General features: G+C 63.2%; 16 protein-coding genes. 10 read left to right on the top strand and 6 right to left on the bottom strand.

Annotated elements, in window-relative coordinates; genetic code table 11:
* Positions 1 to 55: 55 nt before the first annotated feature.
* Positions 56 to 1,891: a class I poly(R)-hydroxyalkanoic acid synthase gene (gene phaC / locus MAFF_RS04875; RefSeq protein WP_010909772.1), complete on the bottom strand. Its 1,836-nt coding sequence runs from the start codon at positions 1,889 to 1,891 to the stop codon at positions 56 to 58.
* A 98-nt stretch (positions 1,892 to 1,989) separates the two neighbouring features.
* On the opposite strand from phaC, the gene MAFF_RS04870 reads away from it, so the two are divergent.
* The 8 genes from MAFF_RS04870 (at position 1,990) to recJ (ending at position 9,133) form a co-directional block, all read left to right on the top strand.
* Positions 1,990 to 2,385 carry a hypothetical protein gene (locus tag MAFF_RS04870; protein WP_080511787.1) on the top strand — a complete coding sequence of 132 codons (396 nt, stop codon included), beginning with the start codon at positions 1,990 to 1,992 and terminating at the stop codon, positions 2,383 to 2,385.
* A 45-nt stretch (positions 2,386 to 2,430) separates the two neighbouring features.
* Complete coding sequence (locus MAFF_RS04865) at positions 2,431 to 3,642, top strand: LL-diaminopimelate aminotransferase (RefSeq protein WP_010909770.1); 1,212 nt, start codon at positions 2,431 to 2,433, stop codon at positions 3,640 to 3,642.
* Between the two features lie 37 nt (positions 3,643 to 3,679).
* On the top strand, positions 3,680 to 4,993 hold the full coding sequence (locus MAFF_RS04860) for a homoserine dehydrogenase (RefSeq protein WP_010909769.1): 1,314 nt from the start codon (positions 3,680 to 3,682) through the stop codon (positions 4,991 to 4,993).
* Between the two features lie 109 nt (positions 4,994 to 5,102).
* Entirely contained in the window at positions 5,103 to 5,462 is a 360-nt protein-coding gene (locus MAFF_RS04855) for a hypothetical protein (protein WP_010909768.1), read from the top strand.
* A gap of 64 nt (positions 5,463 to 5,526) precedes the next feature.
* Positions 5,527 to 5,694 carry a Thivi_2564 family membrane protein gene (locus tag MAFF_RS39930; RefSeq protein ID WP_010909767.1) on the top strand — a complete coding sequence of 56 codons (168 nt, stop codon included), beginning with the start codon at positions 5,527 to 5,529 and terminating at the stop codon, positions 5,692 to 5,694.
* A gap of 204 nt (positions 5,695 to 5,898) precedes the next feature.
* Positions 5,899 to 6,882, top strand: coding sequence for a class II fructose-bisphosphatase (gene glpX / locus MAFF_RS04845; protein WP_010909766.1), 984 nt, complete (start codon positions 5,899 to 5,901; stop codon positions 6,880 to 6,882).
* A gap of 72 nt (positions 6,883 to 6,954) precedes the next feature.
* Positions 6,955 to 7,161: a DUF6434 domain-containing protein gene (locus tag MAFF_RS04840; protein WP_044547735.1), complete on the top strand. Its 207-nt coding sequence runs from the start codon at positions 6,955 to 6,957 to the stop codon at positions 7,159 to 7,161.
* A 190-nt stretch (positions 7,162 to 7,351) separates the two neighbouring features.
* Entirely contained in the window at positions 7,352 to 9,133 is a 1,782-nt protein-coding gene (recJ, locus tag MAFF_RS04835) for a single-stranded-DNA-specific exonuclease RecJ (protein ID WP_044550521.1), read from the top strand.
* Positions 9,134 to 9,145: 12 nt separating this feature from the next.
* Here recJ and MAFF_RS04830 read toward each other — a convergent pair whose 3' ends face one another.
* The 4 genes from MAFF_RS04830 to folE all read right to left on the bottom strand — a co-directional run bounded on the left by MAFF_RS04830 (position 9,146) and on the right by folE (position 12,138).
* On the bottom strand, positions 9,146 to 9,712 hold the full coding sequence (locus MAFF_RS04830; RefSeq protein WP_010909764.1) for a dihydrofolate reductase family protein: 567 nt from the start codon (positions 9,710 to 9,712) through the stop codon (positions 9,146 to 9,148).
* Between the two features lie 160 nt (positions 9,713 to 9,872).
* The gene (locus MAFF_RS04825) at positions 9,873 to 10,844 is read right to left on the bottom strand and encodes a patatin family protein (protein WP_044550518.1); all 972 of its coding nucleotides are present in this window, start codon (positions 10,842 to 10,844) and stop codon (positions 9,873 to 9,875) included.
* Positions 10,845 to 10,928: 84 nt separating this feature from the next.
* Positions 10,929 to 11,390: a phosphoribosyl-AMP cyclohydrolase gene (gene hisI / locus MAFF_RS04820; protein WP_010909762.1), complete on the bottom strand. Its 462-nt coding sequence runs from the start codon at positions 11,388 to 11,390 to the stop codon at positions 10,929 to 10,931.
* Positions 11,391 to 11,502: 112 nt separating this feature from the next.
* Positions 11,503 to 12,138 (bottom strand): GTP cyclohydrolase I FolE, encoded by a 636-nt coding sequence (folE, locus tag MAFF_RS04815; protein WP_032930479.1) that lies wholly within the window; start codon positions 12,136 to 12,138, stop codon positions 11,503 to 11,505.
* Positions 12,139 to 12,378: 240 nt separating this feature from the next.
* Here folE and MAFF_RS04810 point away from each other — a divergent pair, with 240 nt between their 5' ends.
* On the top strand, positions 12,379 to 12,825 hold the full coding sequence (locus MAFF_RS04810; protein WP_010909760.1) for an iron-sulfur cluster assembly scaffold protein: 447 nt from the start codon (positions 12,379 to 12,381) through the stop codon (positions 12,823 to 12,825).
* Positions 12,826 to 12,954: 129 nt separating this feature from the next.
* On the opposite strand, the gene MAFF_RS04805 is transcribed toward MAFF_RS04810, so the two are convergent.
* The gene (locus tag MAFF_RS04805; protein WP_010909759.1) at positions 12,955 to 13,872 is read right to left on the bottom strand and encodes a LysR substrate-binding domain-containing protein; all 918 of its coding nucleotides are present in this window, start codon (positions 13,870 to 13,872) and stop codon (positions 12,955 to 12,957) included.
* A gap of 332 nt (positions 13,873 to 14,204) precedes the next feature.
* On the opposite strand from MAFF_RS04805, the gene yidD reads away from it, so the two are divergent.
* A complete protein-coding gene (gene yidD, locus MAFF_RS04800; protein WP_032930477.1) occupies positions 14,205 to 14,579 on the top strand; it encodes a membrane protein insertion efficiency factor YidD in 375 nt (124 codons plus the stop codon).
* The last annotated feature ends 73 nt before the right edge of the window (positions 14,580 to 14,652 follow it).

Here is a 14,652-nt window from a genome sequence, read left to right as displayed (position 1 = left end):
GACACCATTTCGCCCGCTTTTGGCGGGCCGTCAACTCACCAGACATTACAGTCCGTTACACACGCACCTTCACATAGCTGCCGGGAGCATCGCCCAAGGTTTTCATATGCTTGCCGGGTTTGCGGGCAGGCACGCGGGTGTCGTCCTTGGCCTCGATCCAGCTTTGCCAGTGCGGCCACCACGACCCGGGATGCTCAGCGGCCTTGGCAATCCATTGGCCGAAATCGCCTTCCGGCTTGCCGCCGGTCCAATACTGGTACTTGCCGGAGGCGGGCGGATTGACGACACCGGCTATGTGGCCCGATCCCGCCATCACGTAGTCGACCTTGCCGCCGAAATATTTCGAGCCGAGGAAGACGGACAGTGCCGGCGCGATGTGATCTTCCCGCGAGGCGAGGTTGTAGACCGGAATGGTGACATCCCCAAGCGAGACCGTATGCCCCGCCAGCTCCATCGTGCCACGCGAGAGGTTGTTCTCGAGATAGCAATTGCGCAGATAGAAGGAATGGTTGGCCGCCGCCATTCGGGTCGAATCGGCATTCCAGTAGAGCAGGTCGAAGGGCAGGGGATCCTTGCCGCGCATGTAGTTGTTGACGACATAGGGCCAGATCAGGTCGCCGGAGCGCAGCATGTTGAAGGCGGTCGCCATCTTGGTGCCGTCGAGATAGCCCTTTTCGTTCATCGACTTTTCCACAGCTGCGACCTGTTCCTCGTCGACGAAGACTTTCAGGTCGCCGGCATAGGTGAAGTCGACTTGCGTGGTGAAAAAGGTCGCCGACTTGATGCGGTCGTCGCCTTCCCTGGCCATCAGCGCCAGGGCCGCCGCCAGCAGCGTGCCGCCAACGCAGTAACCGATCGCGTTTACGTCGCGCTCGCCGGTGGCCTTCTCGATCGTGTCGAGGCCGTATTGCAGGCCTTCCCTGATATAGGCTTCCCAATTCTTGGCGCCGTGGCGCTCGTCCGGATTGATCCAGGAGATGACGAAAACGGTGTGGCCTTGCTCGATCGCCCAGCGGATGAAGGATTTCTGCGGGTTGAGGTCGAGTATGTAGAACTTGTTGATCCAGGGCGGGCAGATCAGCAGCGGGCGTTTCAGCACCGTCTCGGTCGCGGGATCATACTGGATGATCTCGGCGACATCGCTGCGGCCGACCACCTTGCCGGGTGTGGTGGCGATGTTCCTGCCGATCTCGAAGGGCGAATAGTCGGCCTGGCGCAGTTTCAGGTCACCCTTGCCGGCGGCGATGTCCTCGGCCAGCATCTTCATCCCGCGCACCAGGTTCTCGCCGTTGGAAGCGACGGTCTCGCGGAACAGCTCCGGGTTGGTCAGGATGAAATTTGACGGCGAGATGGCATTGGACACCTGCTTGACGTAGAAGCTCGCCTTGTGGCGGGTGTGCTCGTCCAGACCTTCGGCGTGCTCGACCAGTTCGGACGCCCAGCGCGAGGTGACGAGATAGGCCTGCTTGAGGAAATCGAAGAAGGCGTTGCGGCCCCATTCCGGGTCCTGGAAACGCTTGTCGCCGCGCTCCGGCTTGACGGCGTCGTCGGTGCCTTCGGCGTTGGGGCTGACGCGCTGGATGGCGTTCGCCCACACCGTCATATAGCCGGCGAACAGCCGCGTCTGCGCTTCGAGCGCGCGCTGCGGGTCGGCGAGCCAGTATTCGCTGAGTTTGGAAAATGTCTTGACCATGTCGACGACCGGCTCGGCGACGTGGTCGCGCACTTCGCCGCGCTCGCGCGGTTCGGCCCAGGCGGACGCCGCTTTGCCGGCCTGCTCGATCATGCGCGCCATGTTCAACGCGAAGCGCTCCGGATCCTTCACCAGATATTGCTCGACGGTCGAAGGCTCGTCATCTTCCGTTTTGCCCGAATCGGGTGTTTTGGACATGGTTCGCGGGGTTCCTCCCGAAGCGTTTTCTTGACATATTAACATGGGACATCCGACAGGGTCCAATCTCGCTCTACCCCGGCTGCCAAGGAAACAATATGACGATTAATATTGGCGAGACTGTTTTTTTTAATGCCGCACGGTTTTGCCGCATCGGCGCGGCGATCGTCCTTGTGGGGATCGCCGGGTGCTCGAGCACGAATACCGCCGGCCCGGTGCCGATGGCCGAGAATGCAGGACCGAAGGATACCGGCACCTTCCCGAACCTCAACATCCCGCCGAAAGTGGCGAACAAGCAGCTCACGCAAGCCGAGACGAACGCCAAGCTCGCCGAACTCAAGGCTGACGGCAACGCGCAGGGCGCCAAAAGCGGCGGCGGCGCCGCGGTCGCCAACCAGGCGGCACTGGCGGACCTAGCCGCGAAACATGGTCCGCAGGCGCTGAAGCAGATCGAAGGCAAATGCGATCCCGCCCTCGACCCTACCTGCAAATGAGTATATAGCGCGCGCCCAATACCCCTTTTGCTGTCTGGAACTGCCATGGAAGAGTTTCACAAGGTCCGCCGGCTTCCGCCTTACGTGTTCGAGCAGGTCAACCGGCTCAAGGCCAGCGCCCGTTCGCGCGGCGCCGACATTATCGACCTCGGCATGGGCAATCCGGACCTGCCGACGCCCAAGGCCATCGTCGACAAATTGTGCGAAGTGGTGCGCGATCCGCGCACGCATCGCTATTCCTCCTCGCGCGGCATTCCCGGCCTGCGCCGCGCTCAGGCCGCCTATTATCAGCGCCGCTTCGGCGTGAAGCTCAACCCCGACACGCAAGTGGTGGCCACGCTCGGCTCAAAGGAAGGCTTCGCCAACATGGCGCAGGCGATCACCGCGCCTGGCGACGTCATCCTGTGCCCGAACCCGACCTATCCGATCCATGCCTTCGGCTTCATCATGTCGGGCGGCGTCATCCGCTCGCTGCAGGTCGAGCCGGACGATGGTTTCATTCCAGCGCTGGAACGCGGCGTTCGCCACTCGATCCCCAAGCCGCTGGCGTTGATCCTCAACTATCCGTCGAACCCGACGGCACTGGTCGCTTCGCTCGACTTCTACAAGGACGTGGTGGCGTTCGCGAAGAAGAACGACATCATCATCCTGTCCGACCTTGCCTATTCGGAGATCTATTTCGACGGCAACCCGCCACCTTCGGTGTTGCAGGTGCCCGGCGCCATCGATGTCTGCGTCGAGTTCACCTCGATGTCGAAGACCTTCTCCATGCCCGGCTGGCGCATGGGTTTTGCAGTCGGCAATGAGCGGCTGATCTCGGCGCTGACGCGGGTGAAGTCCTATCTCGACTACGGCGCCTTCACGCCGATCCAGGTGGCGGCGGCCCATGCGCTCAACGGCGACGAAATCGCAGAGGTGCGCGAGGTCTACCACAAGCGCCGCGACGTGATGGTCGATTCCTTCGGGCGCGCCGGCTGGAACATTCCGGCCCCGGCCGCCTCGATGTTCGCCTGGGCGCCGATCCCCGAACCGTTCAAGCATCTGGGCTCGCTCGAATTCTCCAAGCTGCTCATCGAGCACGCCGACGTGGCGGTGGCGCCCGGTGTCGGCTTCGGCGAGCATGGCGACGATTTCGTGCGCCTGGCGCTGGTGGAGAACGAGCACCGGATCCGCCAGGCGGCGCGCAACATCAAGCGCTTCCTGTCGACCAGCGCCAAGCAGCCCAACAATGTGGTGCCGCTGTCCGCCCACCGGTAAGCAAAATTCGATCTGATTTTGAGGGACGTCGCCTTCCATGGCTGAAGCTCTGCGTGTTGGAATTGCCGGACTTGGCACGGTGGGTGCAGCGGTGGCGCGGGTGCTGCGCGACAAGGCGGCGGAGCTGACCCGGCAATGCGGGCGCGACATCGTCGTGTCGGCGGTTTCGGCGCGCGACCCGAAACGCGACCGTGGCGTCGATGTCAGCGCCGCAAAATGGTTCGACGATCCGGTCAAGATGGCGCAGAGCGCCGAGATCGATGTGTTCATCGAACTGATCGGCGGCGACGAGGGGCCGGCGCGCCTGTCGGTGAAGGCGGCGCTCGAAGCCGGCCGCCACGTCGTTACCGCCAACAAGGCGCTGCTTGCCAAGCATGGCGTGGCGCTGGCCGAGATCGCCGAGAAGAAGGGCGTGCTGCTCAACTACGAGGCGGCGGTGGCGGGCGGCATTCCCGTCATCAAGACGATGCGCGAGGCGATGGCCGGCAACTCGGTCACCCGCGTGTTCGGCATTCTCAACGGCACCTGCAACTACATCCTGACCCGCATGGAGGCCGAGGGCATCTCGTTCGATGCCTGCCTGAAGGATGCGCAGCGGCTGGGCTACGCCGAGGCCGATCCGACCTTCGACATCGAGGGCCATGACACCGCGCACAAGCTGTCGATCCTGACCAGCCTTGCCTTCGGCACCAAGATCGCCGCCAACGACATCTATATGGAAGGCATCTCCAACATCACACAGGCCGACATCCGCGCCGCCGGCGATCTCGGCTACCGGATCAAGCTGCTCGGCGTTGCCCAGCGCACCGATAGCGGTATCGAGCAGCGCGTGCATCCGACCATGGTGCCGACCGCCTCCGTTATCGCGCAAGTGCATGGCGTCACCAATGCGGTGGCGATCGAGACCGATATCCTTGGCGAATTGCTGCTCTCCGGCCCTGGCGCCGGCGGCAACGCCACCGCCTCTGCCGTGATCGGCGACATCGCCGACATAGCCAAGAGCCGCCCCGGCTTCCAGCATGGTCCGGTCTTTGGCCTGCCGGCGAAGGAGCTCAGGCCCTACAAGAAGGCGCAGATGCGCAGCCATGCCGGCGGCTACTTCATCCGGCTAACCGTGCATGATCGCATTGGCGTCTTCGCCGCGATCGCCAAGCGCATGGCCGACAACGATATTTCACTGGAATCGATCGTCCAGCACGCAGTCAACGGCGAAGCGGCGGCGCAGAAGACGGTGATCCTCGTCACCCACGAGACCACCGAGGCCGCCGTGCGCAAGGCCGTCGACGGCATCACCAAGGACGGTCACCTGACCGACAAGCCGCAGGTCATCCGCATCGAGCGGGCAGGGTAACTTCGTCCCCAAGGGGAATCCCGGGATCCCGTCGCGACCAGCCGCGAATAAGCCGGAACGAATTCGTTGCGGCGCCGTTCTCTTGGTCAGCAACCAAGGGAGCCGCTTCATGGCCGATACCAACAAGTCCGACACCCCAGCCATCGACGACATCCAGAAAACGCTGGAAAAGCAGATCGCCGAACTGCGCAAGGAGATCACCAAGATCAACAAGAGCATTTCGGCGCGGGGCGCGGAAATGCTCGATGACGCCAGCGAGCAGGCCTCGGACTTCTATGAGACGGCCTCGGCGCGTGCATCGCGCACAGCACAGCAGCTGCGCAGCCAGGCCCAAGCGGTTTCGGATGTCGCGCGCGAAAATCCGGGCACGACGACAGCCGTGATCGGCGTCATTGGCCTGCTCGGTTTTTTGGCCGGGATTGCAGTCGGCCAGTCGATGAACAACGACACGTCGCGCCGTTGGTATTGAGCGCGCCGGCATTGAGCCGGTTTTGCCGGCTCCCGTTTCAGGAAATCATTTGAAGGAGGGCGTCATGGCTTCATCCATGTTGATCGGCATACTGATCACATTCCTCGTCATCATCCTCGTTCTCTATCTCGTGCAGCGCCTGCCGCTCGACGCCAGGATGCGGCAGATCGTGCAGGTCATCGTCATCATCATCGGCATCATTTCGCTGCTCAGATATCTCGCGGTTTTCTAGATCGCGGGAGCCATCCGTTCTGCGTCTTCAAGGCGGCCCGGTCGTTTCCGACCGGGCCGCCTTTTTGTTGAGAATGTGGTTCAATCGATTGATATTGCTGACCTTTCGATAAAACGCGCGGCAGGTCTTGCCGTTGTCATGCTCGTTTGACAAAACAGGCCCGCCTCCGGCGGGAGGCGGTATGCCAACGAGGATTTGCCGAACATGAATGTGGCCCAGAACATCGTCGCCGGCCTTGACCGGATACTCACCATGGAACTGGTGCGCGTCACCGAAAGGGCCGCCGTGGCAGCCGCCAGGCTGCGCGGCCGTGGCGACGAGAAGGCTGCCGACCAGGTCGCGGTCGATGCCATGCGCCAGGAGCTCAACCGCCTTGCCATCAAGGGCACGGTGGTGATCGGCGAGGGCGAGCGCGACGAGGCGCCGATGCTCTATATCGGCGAGGAGGTCGGCACTGGCAAAGGACCGGCCGTCGACATCGCGCTCGATCCGCTCGAAGGCACGACGATCTGCGCCAAGAACCTGCCCAACGCGCTTGCCGTCATCGCCATCGCCGAGAAGGGCAGCCTGCTGTTCGCGCCCGACGTCTATATGGACAAGATCGCCATCGGTCCGGGCTATGCCGAAGGCGTCATCGATATCGACGCCTCGCCAGCCGAAAACATCGCCAGCCTCGCCCGGGCTAAGGGCGTCGCGGTGTCCGACATCACCACCTGCATCCTCGACCGTCCGCGCCACGCCAAGCTGATCGATGCCGTGCGCGCCACGGGAGCGGCGATCCGGCTGATCGGTGACGGCGATGTCGCCGGCGTCATCCACACCACCGACCCGGAGGAAACCGGCATCGATCTCTATCTCGGCACTGGCGGCGCGCCGGAAGGCGTGCTGGCGGCGGCGGCACTGCGCTGCACCGGCGGCCAGATGCAGGGCCGGCTGATCCTCGATACGCCGGAAAAGGTCGCGCGCGCCGCCAAAATGGGCATTTCCGATCCGAAGCGGATCTATCACGCGGAAGACATGGCGCGCGGCGACGTGCTGTTCGCGGCCACCGGCGTCACCGACGGCAACATGCTGGCCGGCGTCAAGTTCGGCCGCACCTACATCACCACGCACACGATCGTGCTGCGCTCCTCGTCGCGGACCGTGCGCGAAATCAAGGCCCGGCACCAGGATCTGGATAAGTTCTAGAGCTCCTTGCGAAGCCGCAGCGCAGTTGCTAGCCCTTGGCTGCATCTGAACCTGGCGGCGCAAGGATTGACGATGAATGCGTTCGACTGGCACGCGGATCCGATTTCGCGTGCCACGCCCAACGCCCAGAATGTGCGCCGTTATTTCACGCGCGAATGCGGCGATACGTTCAGGTTCGACCGGACTTTGATGGCCTGGCTCAAGGACGGCCGGGAAAAGACGATGCGGGACGCAGCCGACGAATGGATCCGGCGCCAGGCTGAAAAGCGGAAAGCGTAGTTTTTCTTGAATTTTCCTGCGACGCCACCCACCACGAACCACCTGGTTCTGCCTGTCTTTGGCCCTGAAGCGTGTCACGTTCACGCGACGCGCTTTAAGTTGTTGTCTCCGCATGTCGCTGGCCCAAAACCGCTGCACACTTTTGCGCGATATGCACTATCCTGCTGCCAACAATGAATTGGCAGGGCGCATGATGGGCGACAGGCGCCTCTTCCTCGATATCAGGCAGTCGGCGACCGGTCTCTCCTGGGAGCACCGGCTGACCGAACGGCAGGACATGGTCGCGCTTGCCATCGCGCAGGGCCATGGCGTGCCCGACATCGTCGCGCGCGTTCTGGCCGGACGCGGGGTTACCGCCGACGAGACCGAGCGCTTCCTCGAGCCGACAATCCGCGACCTGTTGCCCAATCCGGCTTCGCTGACCGACATGGACAAGGCCGCCACCCGCATCGCCGCGGCGGTGATGGCGCGGGAAAAAGTGGCGATCTTCGGCGACTACGATGTCGACGGCGCCGCCTCGTCGGCCTTGCTGAAACGGTTCCTGGCGCATTTCTCCATACCGTCGGAAATCTATATTCCGGACCGTATCTTCGAGGGTTACGGTCCCAATCCCGATGCCATGCGCGAACTCGTCTCGCGCGGCGCGACGCTGATCGTCACCGTCGATTGCGGCACCAACAGTGCCATTTCCGTAGATGCCGCCAATGAAGCCGGCGCCGATGTCGTGGTGCTCGACCACCATCAGGTCGGCGGCGCCTTGCCGGCGGCGATTGCCGTCGTCAATCCAAACCGTGACGACGATCTTTCGGGGCAGGGCCATCTCTGCGCCGCCGGTGTCGTCTTTCTTGCCTTGGTGCAGACCGCGAAAATCCTGCGTGGCCTGAGCGATGTCGCGCCGCCCGACCTGCTGTCACTGCTCGATCTCGTTGCGTTGGCGACCGTTTGCGATGTGGTGCCGCTCACCGGCGTCAACCGCGCCTTCGTCGTCAAAGGGCTGCAGATGGCGCGCCAGCAGAAGAATGAAGGCCTGGCCGCATTGGCGCGAGTGTCGCGCATTGGCGAACCGATCAGCACGTTCCATCTCGCCTATCTGATCGGGCCGCGCATCAACGCCGGCGGCCGCATCGGCGATGCAGCACTTGGCAGCCGGCTGCTTGCGACGGACGATCCGGTCGAGGCGCGGACCATTGCCGAGACGCTCGACCGGCTGAACCAGGAGCGGCAGCTGATGGAGCAGGAGATGCTGGCCGCGGCGCGTGCCGAGGCCGATGCCGAGCTTGCGGGCGGCAGCGGCCCGGCGATCGTCGTCACCGCCAGCAACAATTGGCATCCCGGCATTGTCGGCCTGCTTGCCTCGAGGCTGAAGGATCATGCGCGCCGCCCGGCTTTCGCCATTGCCTTCAACGCCGTGGGCATCGGTACCGGTTCGGGCCGCTCGGTGTCGGGCTTCGATCTCGGCCGGCTGGTGCGCGAAGCCGCCGACGCCGGGCTGATCGTCAAGGGTGGCGGTCATGGCATGGCGGCCGGCATCACCGTGGAGCGCGCCAGGCTGGGCGAACTCAGGGCGTTCTTCGAGGAACGGGCGGCTGCCGACGTGTTTCGGCTGCAGGACGAGGAGAGCCTGGCGATCGACGGCGCGCTTGCCGCCGAAGGCGCGACGCTCAGCCTGCTCGACGCGCTGGAAAAGGCCGGCCCGTTTGGCGCCGGCCACGTCGCGCCGGTCTTCGTGCTGCCGCGCCATCGGCTGGCCGACGCCCGGCCGGTCGGCACCAATCATATACGCTGCGAATTGCAGTCGGACGCCGGCGGCCGCATCCCCGCGATCGCCTTTCGGGCCGTCGATACGGTGCTTGGCGAATTCCTGTTCAAGAACCGGGGCAAGAGCGTGCATGTCGCCGGCTCGCTGTCGGGCAATTACTGGAACGGCAACCGCACGGTGCAATTCCGTATCGTCGATGCGGCGCGGTCGTAGCTGCGTCAGTATCTATGCAGCTTGGTTGGCCGGCGCATAACGCAGCAGCGTCACGCCCTGGGGCAGGCTTTCCGTGCCAAGCGGTTTCAACGCCAGCGACAGGCCGGACTGGAAGTATGGCTTGCCGCCACCCAGCACGACCGGATGCATGTACAGCCGGTATTCGTCGATGAGCCCGGCTCGTGTCAGATCTGCGGCAAGATCGGCCCCACCGAGGATGACGAGGCCATCCGTTTTCGTCTTGAGCGATCTTACTGCGGTCTCGGCATCGCCATTCACCAGCCGGGCATTGGACCCGACCTGCCGAAGCGTGGTCGAGAACACGATCTTCGGTGTATCCCGCCAGGCGTCGGCAAAATCCCGTTCGACCTCGGTGGCGCCGGTCTCGCGGTCAGGGCTGTCCCAGAAGCGCATCGTCTCGTACATCCGCCGGCCGGCAAGGACTGCCGACGCTTGCCTCATCATGTCGTTGAAGTGCTGGTGCAATTCCGTTTCGGGCACCGGCAGGCCAATGTCCCCGTCCGGCCCGGCGATGTAGCCGTCCAAAGAGGTGAGCATGGAATAGACGATTTTGGCCATCAGTGTGCCTCCGTATAGTGGGCACAGACCAGCATAACCAATTGCATTTTGCAATCAGGTATCGCGAGCACGGCAATACGGAATTGCCGCACGCTTCAAGGGTGCGGCGTCTTCCGTCGATGGGACGCAACGCACGGTGTTTTTCAGGGGATGGCTGGCCTCAGGCGAGAACGGTCTGCAGCCGGGTCAGTTCGCCGATCTGCGCCGTCGTTGCCTGGTAACCGATCTGGATCGCCTCGTCGGCGCGATGGAACTCGGTGAGGCCGATATGGCTGAGTTTGGGCTGCAGCGACATGTCGGGCGGATCGCCGGCAAGCCTGGCGCGCGAGATGCGGTCCTGGATGATGTTGAAGGCCTCGACCATGACGCCGGTGATGCCGAGGCGTGTCTGATGTGACTGGTACTCGGCGCCAACATGGCCGGGGCGCGGCGCATCCTTTTCGACAACCAGTTCGCCGGCGCTGTGTTTGATCACGGCCGCGCGGCCGAACAGGTCGTAATGAAGGTTGACCGCCACGACGAGCGGCTGCTCGTAGGCGCGGCAGACGGACACCGGAACCGGATTGACCAGCGCGCCGTCGACCAGCATGCGGCCGTTGCAGTTCACCGGCTCGAACACGCCAGGCAATGCGTAGGACGCGCGCATGGCTGTGATCAGCGAGCCGTTCGACAGCCAGATCTCGTGGCCGGTGCGGATTTCCGATGCGACGCTGACGAAGGGTTTTGGCAGGTCCTCGAAACGGACGCCCGCCACATGCTCGCGCAGACGGGCATCGAGTTTCATGCCGCCGAACAGGCCGCTGCCGCGCAGATTGAGATCGAGCAGGCCAAAAATGCGCCGCTTGGTGAGGCTGCGGGCGAACTCTTCCAGCTCATCCAGTTTGCCGGCGAGATAACAGCCGCCGACCAGCGCGCCGATCGAGGTGCCGGCGATCATCGAAACTTCGATGCCGGCCTCGTCGAGCGCGCGAAGCACGCCGATATGAGCCCAGCCCCTGGCGCAACCGCCGCCCAAAGCGAGCGAAATGCCTGTCTTCTTGGGAGATTTCGTTTCGGACGTGCCGCCGGAAGAGGTCAGGCCGTTGGCCTCCCTGACATCTGGTCTGTTCCGCAATGACGCCCACTCGAGCATCATGATCTCCCTTGTCCCAAGACTAATATACGGACAGGCCGTATCGAAATGATGAATCTGTGTGGTTGGCGTGAGGCAGATGGTTCAAGACGATGGCTTCCGATACGTGAATTCCGCATCGAACAGCGGCTTGCTGCCGTCGTCAACAAGCGTCCCCTTGCCGTCGACAAGCCCCACCGTCCGATAAAAGCATGAACGCCGGCCGGTGTGACAGGTTGCGTCGTGGCCCAACACTTTGACGCGCAGCCACAATGCATCCTGATCACAGTCCGTGCGCATCTCGACGACGTGCTGGAAATTGCCCGAGGTTTCGCCCTTCTTCCAAAGCGCGTTGCGCGAGCGCGACCAGTAGTGGGCGATGCCTGTTTCCAGCGTCAGCGCGAGTGCCTGCGCATTCATATGCGCGACCATCAGCAGCATGCCGTCTTCGGCATCGGTGACGACGACGGTGACAAGGCCGGCGGGGTCGAAGCGCGGTGAGAACACCGCGCCTTCCTCCAGGGCCTTCTTGTCTGACGGAGTTTTGGGAAATCCCAGTGCCGACATCGCCGGTGTATCTTCCTATTTGACCATGATCTCTGGACAAACGTTTTCGTTTGTCCAGAGAAAACCGGTCCGCGTTTTTCGGGATCATGGCCTAGCGATATCGGCCTAGACGTTATGCCCCGCCGCCGCGAACCATGGTGACGAAACGAACCTGCTCCTCGGGCGTATCCTTGAAAACGCCGGTGAAGGTGGAGGTGAGGGTGGTGGAGCCCTGCTTGCGGATGCCGCGCATGGCCATGCACATGTGCTCGGCCTCAATCATGACGGCGACGCCGCGCGGATTGAGCACATCCTGGATGACGCCGGCGATTTGCGCGGTCAGTGCTTCCTGCGTCTGCAGGCGATGGGCGAAGATATCGACGACGCGCGCGATCTTCGACAGGCCGACGACCTTGCCATCCGGCAGATAGCCGACATGCGCCTTGCCGATGATCGGCACCATGTGGTGCTCGCAATGCGAATGGAAGTGAATATCCTTCACTATGACGAGATCGTCGTAGCCGGCGACCTCCTCGAAGGTGCGGCCGAGCTCCTCGGCCGGGCACATGTCGTAGCCGCCGAACATTTCGCGGAAGGCCTTGGCCACGCGCTTGGGCGTATCGATCAGCCCCTCGCGGTCCGGATTGTCGCCGGTCCAGCGCAGCAATGTGCGCACGGCCGCCTCGACCTCGGCTTCGCTCGGTCGGTCGGTGACCGGCTTTTCCATGTAGGCGGACTGGGGCATGAGTTTCTTTATGACGGCATCCATAAAAGGCGTCTCCCGTAGTTCCTCTCCAAGGAGGAACGAGTTGAACGGACCACGACCTTTCGGTGTCGGAAACTCGCCCCGTTTCCAGCCCCGTAAGCGGCGTGAACTTCCCGGCCAGGACAGCAGCGCTCATCGCCTTGTCGTTACCGGACTGCCAGCATTATATAAGGTCGTAGCGAGCGAAAGGAAGACACAGCAGCGGCAATCGCTGTTCGCTTGGCGGCGACGGATTGGAAAATAATGATCAACGATGTCTACAACGCGAAAATTCTCGGTTTTGCCGGAAACATCGCCCGCATCGGCCGGCTCGATCATCCGGACGCGACCGCCAAGGCGCATTCCAAGCTGTGCGGTTCGACCGTTACCGTCGATCTCAAGATGGAGGACGGCGTGGTCACCGACTTCGCCCATGACGTGAAGGCCTGCGCGCTCGGCCAGGCGTCGTCCTCGATCATGGCCCAGCATGTCGTCGGCGCGAGCGCCGAGGAATTGCGCACGGTGCGCGACACCATGCTGAGGATGCTGAAGGAGAACGGCACGCCGCCGGAAGGGCGCTTCGCCGACCTGAAGTACCTTGAGCCGGTGCGCGACTACAAGGCACGGCATGCCTCGACCATGCTGACCTTCGACGCCGTGGTCGACGCCATCGGCCAGATCGAGAAAAAGCGCGCCGAACAAGCGGCCTGACCTTGCCATTTCCGCTTTTCACGATGCGCGGACTTCGCGGCGGCCCGCGACACCGGGTAAACGACATCGACAAGCTTCTCGAAAAATACAAGAAGGCAAAATAGCGGGAGCCCAGGCGCGGGAACCGGCTTAGACCTTTGCCTCCAGTGTCCGTCTGCTTTCGGCAAATTCGCTTCTGACCCAGTCGGCGAACGCGGCGGCCGGCTCGGAAAGCTCCTTCAAGCTCCTGGCCACCAGCCAGTAGGCGCCGGACGCGACGTCAATGTCGAACGGCTTGATCAACGCGCCGGTTTCGAGCTCGTTGCCGATCTGCAAGAGATCGCCCAGCGCCACGCCATGTCCGAGCAGGGCGGCCTGCTTTGAAAGCGATATATCCGCCAGCATCGGCCCCCGCGCGGGCACGGCATCGGCGGGCACGCCGGCCGCTTCGAACCAGCGCGCCCAGCCCTGGCGATTTTCCTCATGCAAAAGTGTGTAGCGGGCAAGGTCGATCGGCTTCTCGAGAGGAGGGCCAGAGGCGAGCAGCGCCGGCGACAGAACCGGTGAATCGACTGTGGAGGCAAGGCGCTCTGCCTGGCTACGGGGCCAGGAGGTCGCGTTGGCGCTGAAGCGCAAGGCAAGCTCGGGTTGATCGCCGCGGAATTCGATCAGCCTGGCATCGACTTCGAGGGACACGTCGATATCGGGCCGCAACTGGCGAAACCGGTTGAGCCGGGGCACCAGCCAGACGGAGGCAAGCGACGGCTCGACGCTGACACGAACCACGGACTGCGCCGGGGCTGCCACCAATTCGCCGAGCAGCCGATCGATGGCGTCGAAACTTCTGACAAGCTGATCGAGCAGCCGGCGGCCGCTGTCGGTCAGTTCGACGCGGCGATGGTGACGTTCGAACAAAGGCTGGCGCAGGAAAGTTTCAAGCTCGCGGATCTGGCGGCTGATCGCCGCCTGGGAAACGAAAAGCTCCTCGGCGGCCTTGCTGAAGCTCAGGTGCCGGCCCGCCGCCTCGAAACTTCTCAATGCCGTCAACGGCAGGCGCCCACGCCTCATTCGCATAACCCAGGATTATCCGAAGTGGAAATTATACTCGTTTGAAGGCCAAGGCCAGTGGAGGTCTAATCGCGTCAAAGGAGACCGACTATGATCCAGGTCCTGAGCATCTTTGGCGATGTCATACGGATCGTAACGTTCCAATGGTGTGGCAACAGACACCGCGCAAAACGCGGCGAGGAGCCGGTCCGCCCCGGCCGCTGGGCGCCTCCGGTTGACGGGCAGCCGTTTCGTCGCTCCCGCCCATGACAGCACAGAGGACGAGGGCGGGGATTGCGTTCTCCAGCCGAAGCTCACATCTATCGCATGGGAAACGCGATACGGAGACTGCGGTGCACGACCCGCATGGGCATGCCCATACTGTCAGGCCGCCGGGGCGCGGACGCAACTGGCCCGGCCCGTGGCGCAAGACGCCTGGCCGTCTCCTAGGCACGTCGTTCGTGCGCCTCTACCAGCTGACGCTTTCCGGTTTTGTCGGCAATTCCTGCCGGCACCTGCCGACCTGTTCCGAATACGCGCATGAGGCGATCGCCCGCCATGGCCTGTGGGCCGGCGGCTGGATGGGATTTTTCCGGGTGCTGCGCTGCGGGCCTTTCGGCACGCATGGTATCGACCTGGTGCCGGAAGTTCTGGCGGATCGTTATGTCTGGTTCATGCCCTGGCGGTACTGGCGGATCGGCCGCAAGCGCGCCGAGACGCGGGCATGACTGCGCCGGCCACACCTCGATCGACGGCGCATGTTTACGATCCGGTAGGGTTAACGCAAGCCTGCACAAAGAC

Origin of the sequence: Mesorhizobium japonicum MAFF 303099 (assembly GCF_000009625.1) — a bacterium.
GTDB classification, from domain to species: domain Bacteria; phylum Pseudomonadota; class Alphaproteobacteria; order Rhizobiales; family Rhizobiaceae; genus Mesorhizobium; species Mesorhizobium japonicum.
Note: the sequence above shows the minus strand (reverse complement) of the source record. Positions and strands in the feature narration are given on the sequence as shown.

Excerpts from the sequence above, each read along its gene's own strand:
- MAFF_RS04855 (WP_010909768.1), top strand. The coding sequence starts at position 5,103 with ATGGCCGATACCAACAAGTCCGACACCCCAGCCATCGACGACATCCAG.
- MAFF_RS04805 (WP_010909759.1), bottom strand. The coding sequence starts at position 13,872 with ATGAGGCGTGGGCGCCTGCCGTTGACGGCATTGAGAAGTTTCGAGGCG.
- folE (WP_032930479.1), bottom strand. The coding sequence starts at position 12,138 with ATGGATGCCGTCATAAAGAAACTCATGCCCCAGTCCGCCTACATGGAA.
- MAFF_RS39930 (WP_010909767.1), top strand. The coding sequence starts at position 5,527 with ATGGCTTCATCCATGTTGATCGGCATACTGATCACATTCCTCGTCATC.
- MAFF_RS04810 (WP_010909760.1), top strand. The coding sequence starts at position 12,379 with ATGATCAACGATGTCTACAACGCGAAAATTCTCGGTTTTGCCGGAAAC.
- MAFF_RS04860 (WP_010909769.1), top strand. The coding sequence starts at position 3,680 with ATGGCTGAAGCTCTGCGTGTTGGAATTGCCGGACTTGGCACGGTGGGT.
- phaC (WP_010909772.1), bottom strand. The coding sequence starts at position 1,891 with ATGTCCAAAACACCCGATTCGGGCAAAACGGAAGATGACGAGCCTTCG.
- MAFF_RS04840 (WP_044547735.1), top strand. The coding sequence starts at position 6,955 with ATGAATGCGTTCGACTGGCACGCGGATCCGATTTCGCGTGCCACGCCC.
- hisI (WP_010909762.1), bottom strand. The coding sequence starts at position 11,390 with ATGTCGGCACTGGGATTTCCCAAAACTCCGTCAGACAAGAAGGCCCTG.
- MAFF_RS04870 (WP_080511787.1), top strand. The coding sequence starts at position 1,990 with ATGACGATTAATATTGGCGAGACTGTTTTTTTTAATGCCGCACGGTTT.
- MAFF_RS04865 (WP_010909770.1), top strand. The coding sequence starts at position 2,431 with ATGGAAGAGTTTCACAAGGTCCGCCGGCTTCCGCCTTACGTGTTCGAG.
- MAFF_RS04825 (WP_044550518.1), bottom strand. The coding sequence starts at position 10,844 with ATGCTCGAGTGGGCGTCATTGCGGAACAGACCAGATGTCAGGGAGGCC.
- MAFF_RS04830 (WP_010909764.1), bottom strand. The coding sequence starts at position 9,712 with ATGGCCAAAATCGTCTATTCCATGCTCACCTCTTTGGACGGCTACATC.
- recJ (WP_044550521.1), top strand. The coding sequence starts at position 7,352 with ATGATGGGCGACAGGCGCCTCTTCCTCGATATCAGGCAGTCGGCGACC.
- glpX (WP_010909766.1), top strand. The coding sequence starts at position 5,899 with ATGAATGTGGCCCAGAACATCGTCGCCGGCCTTGACCGGATACTCACC.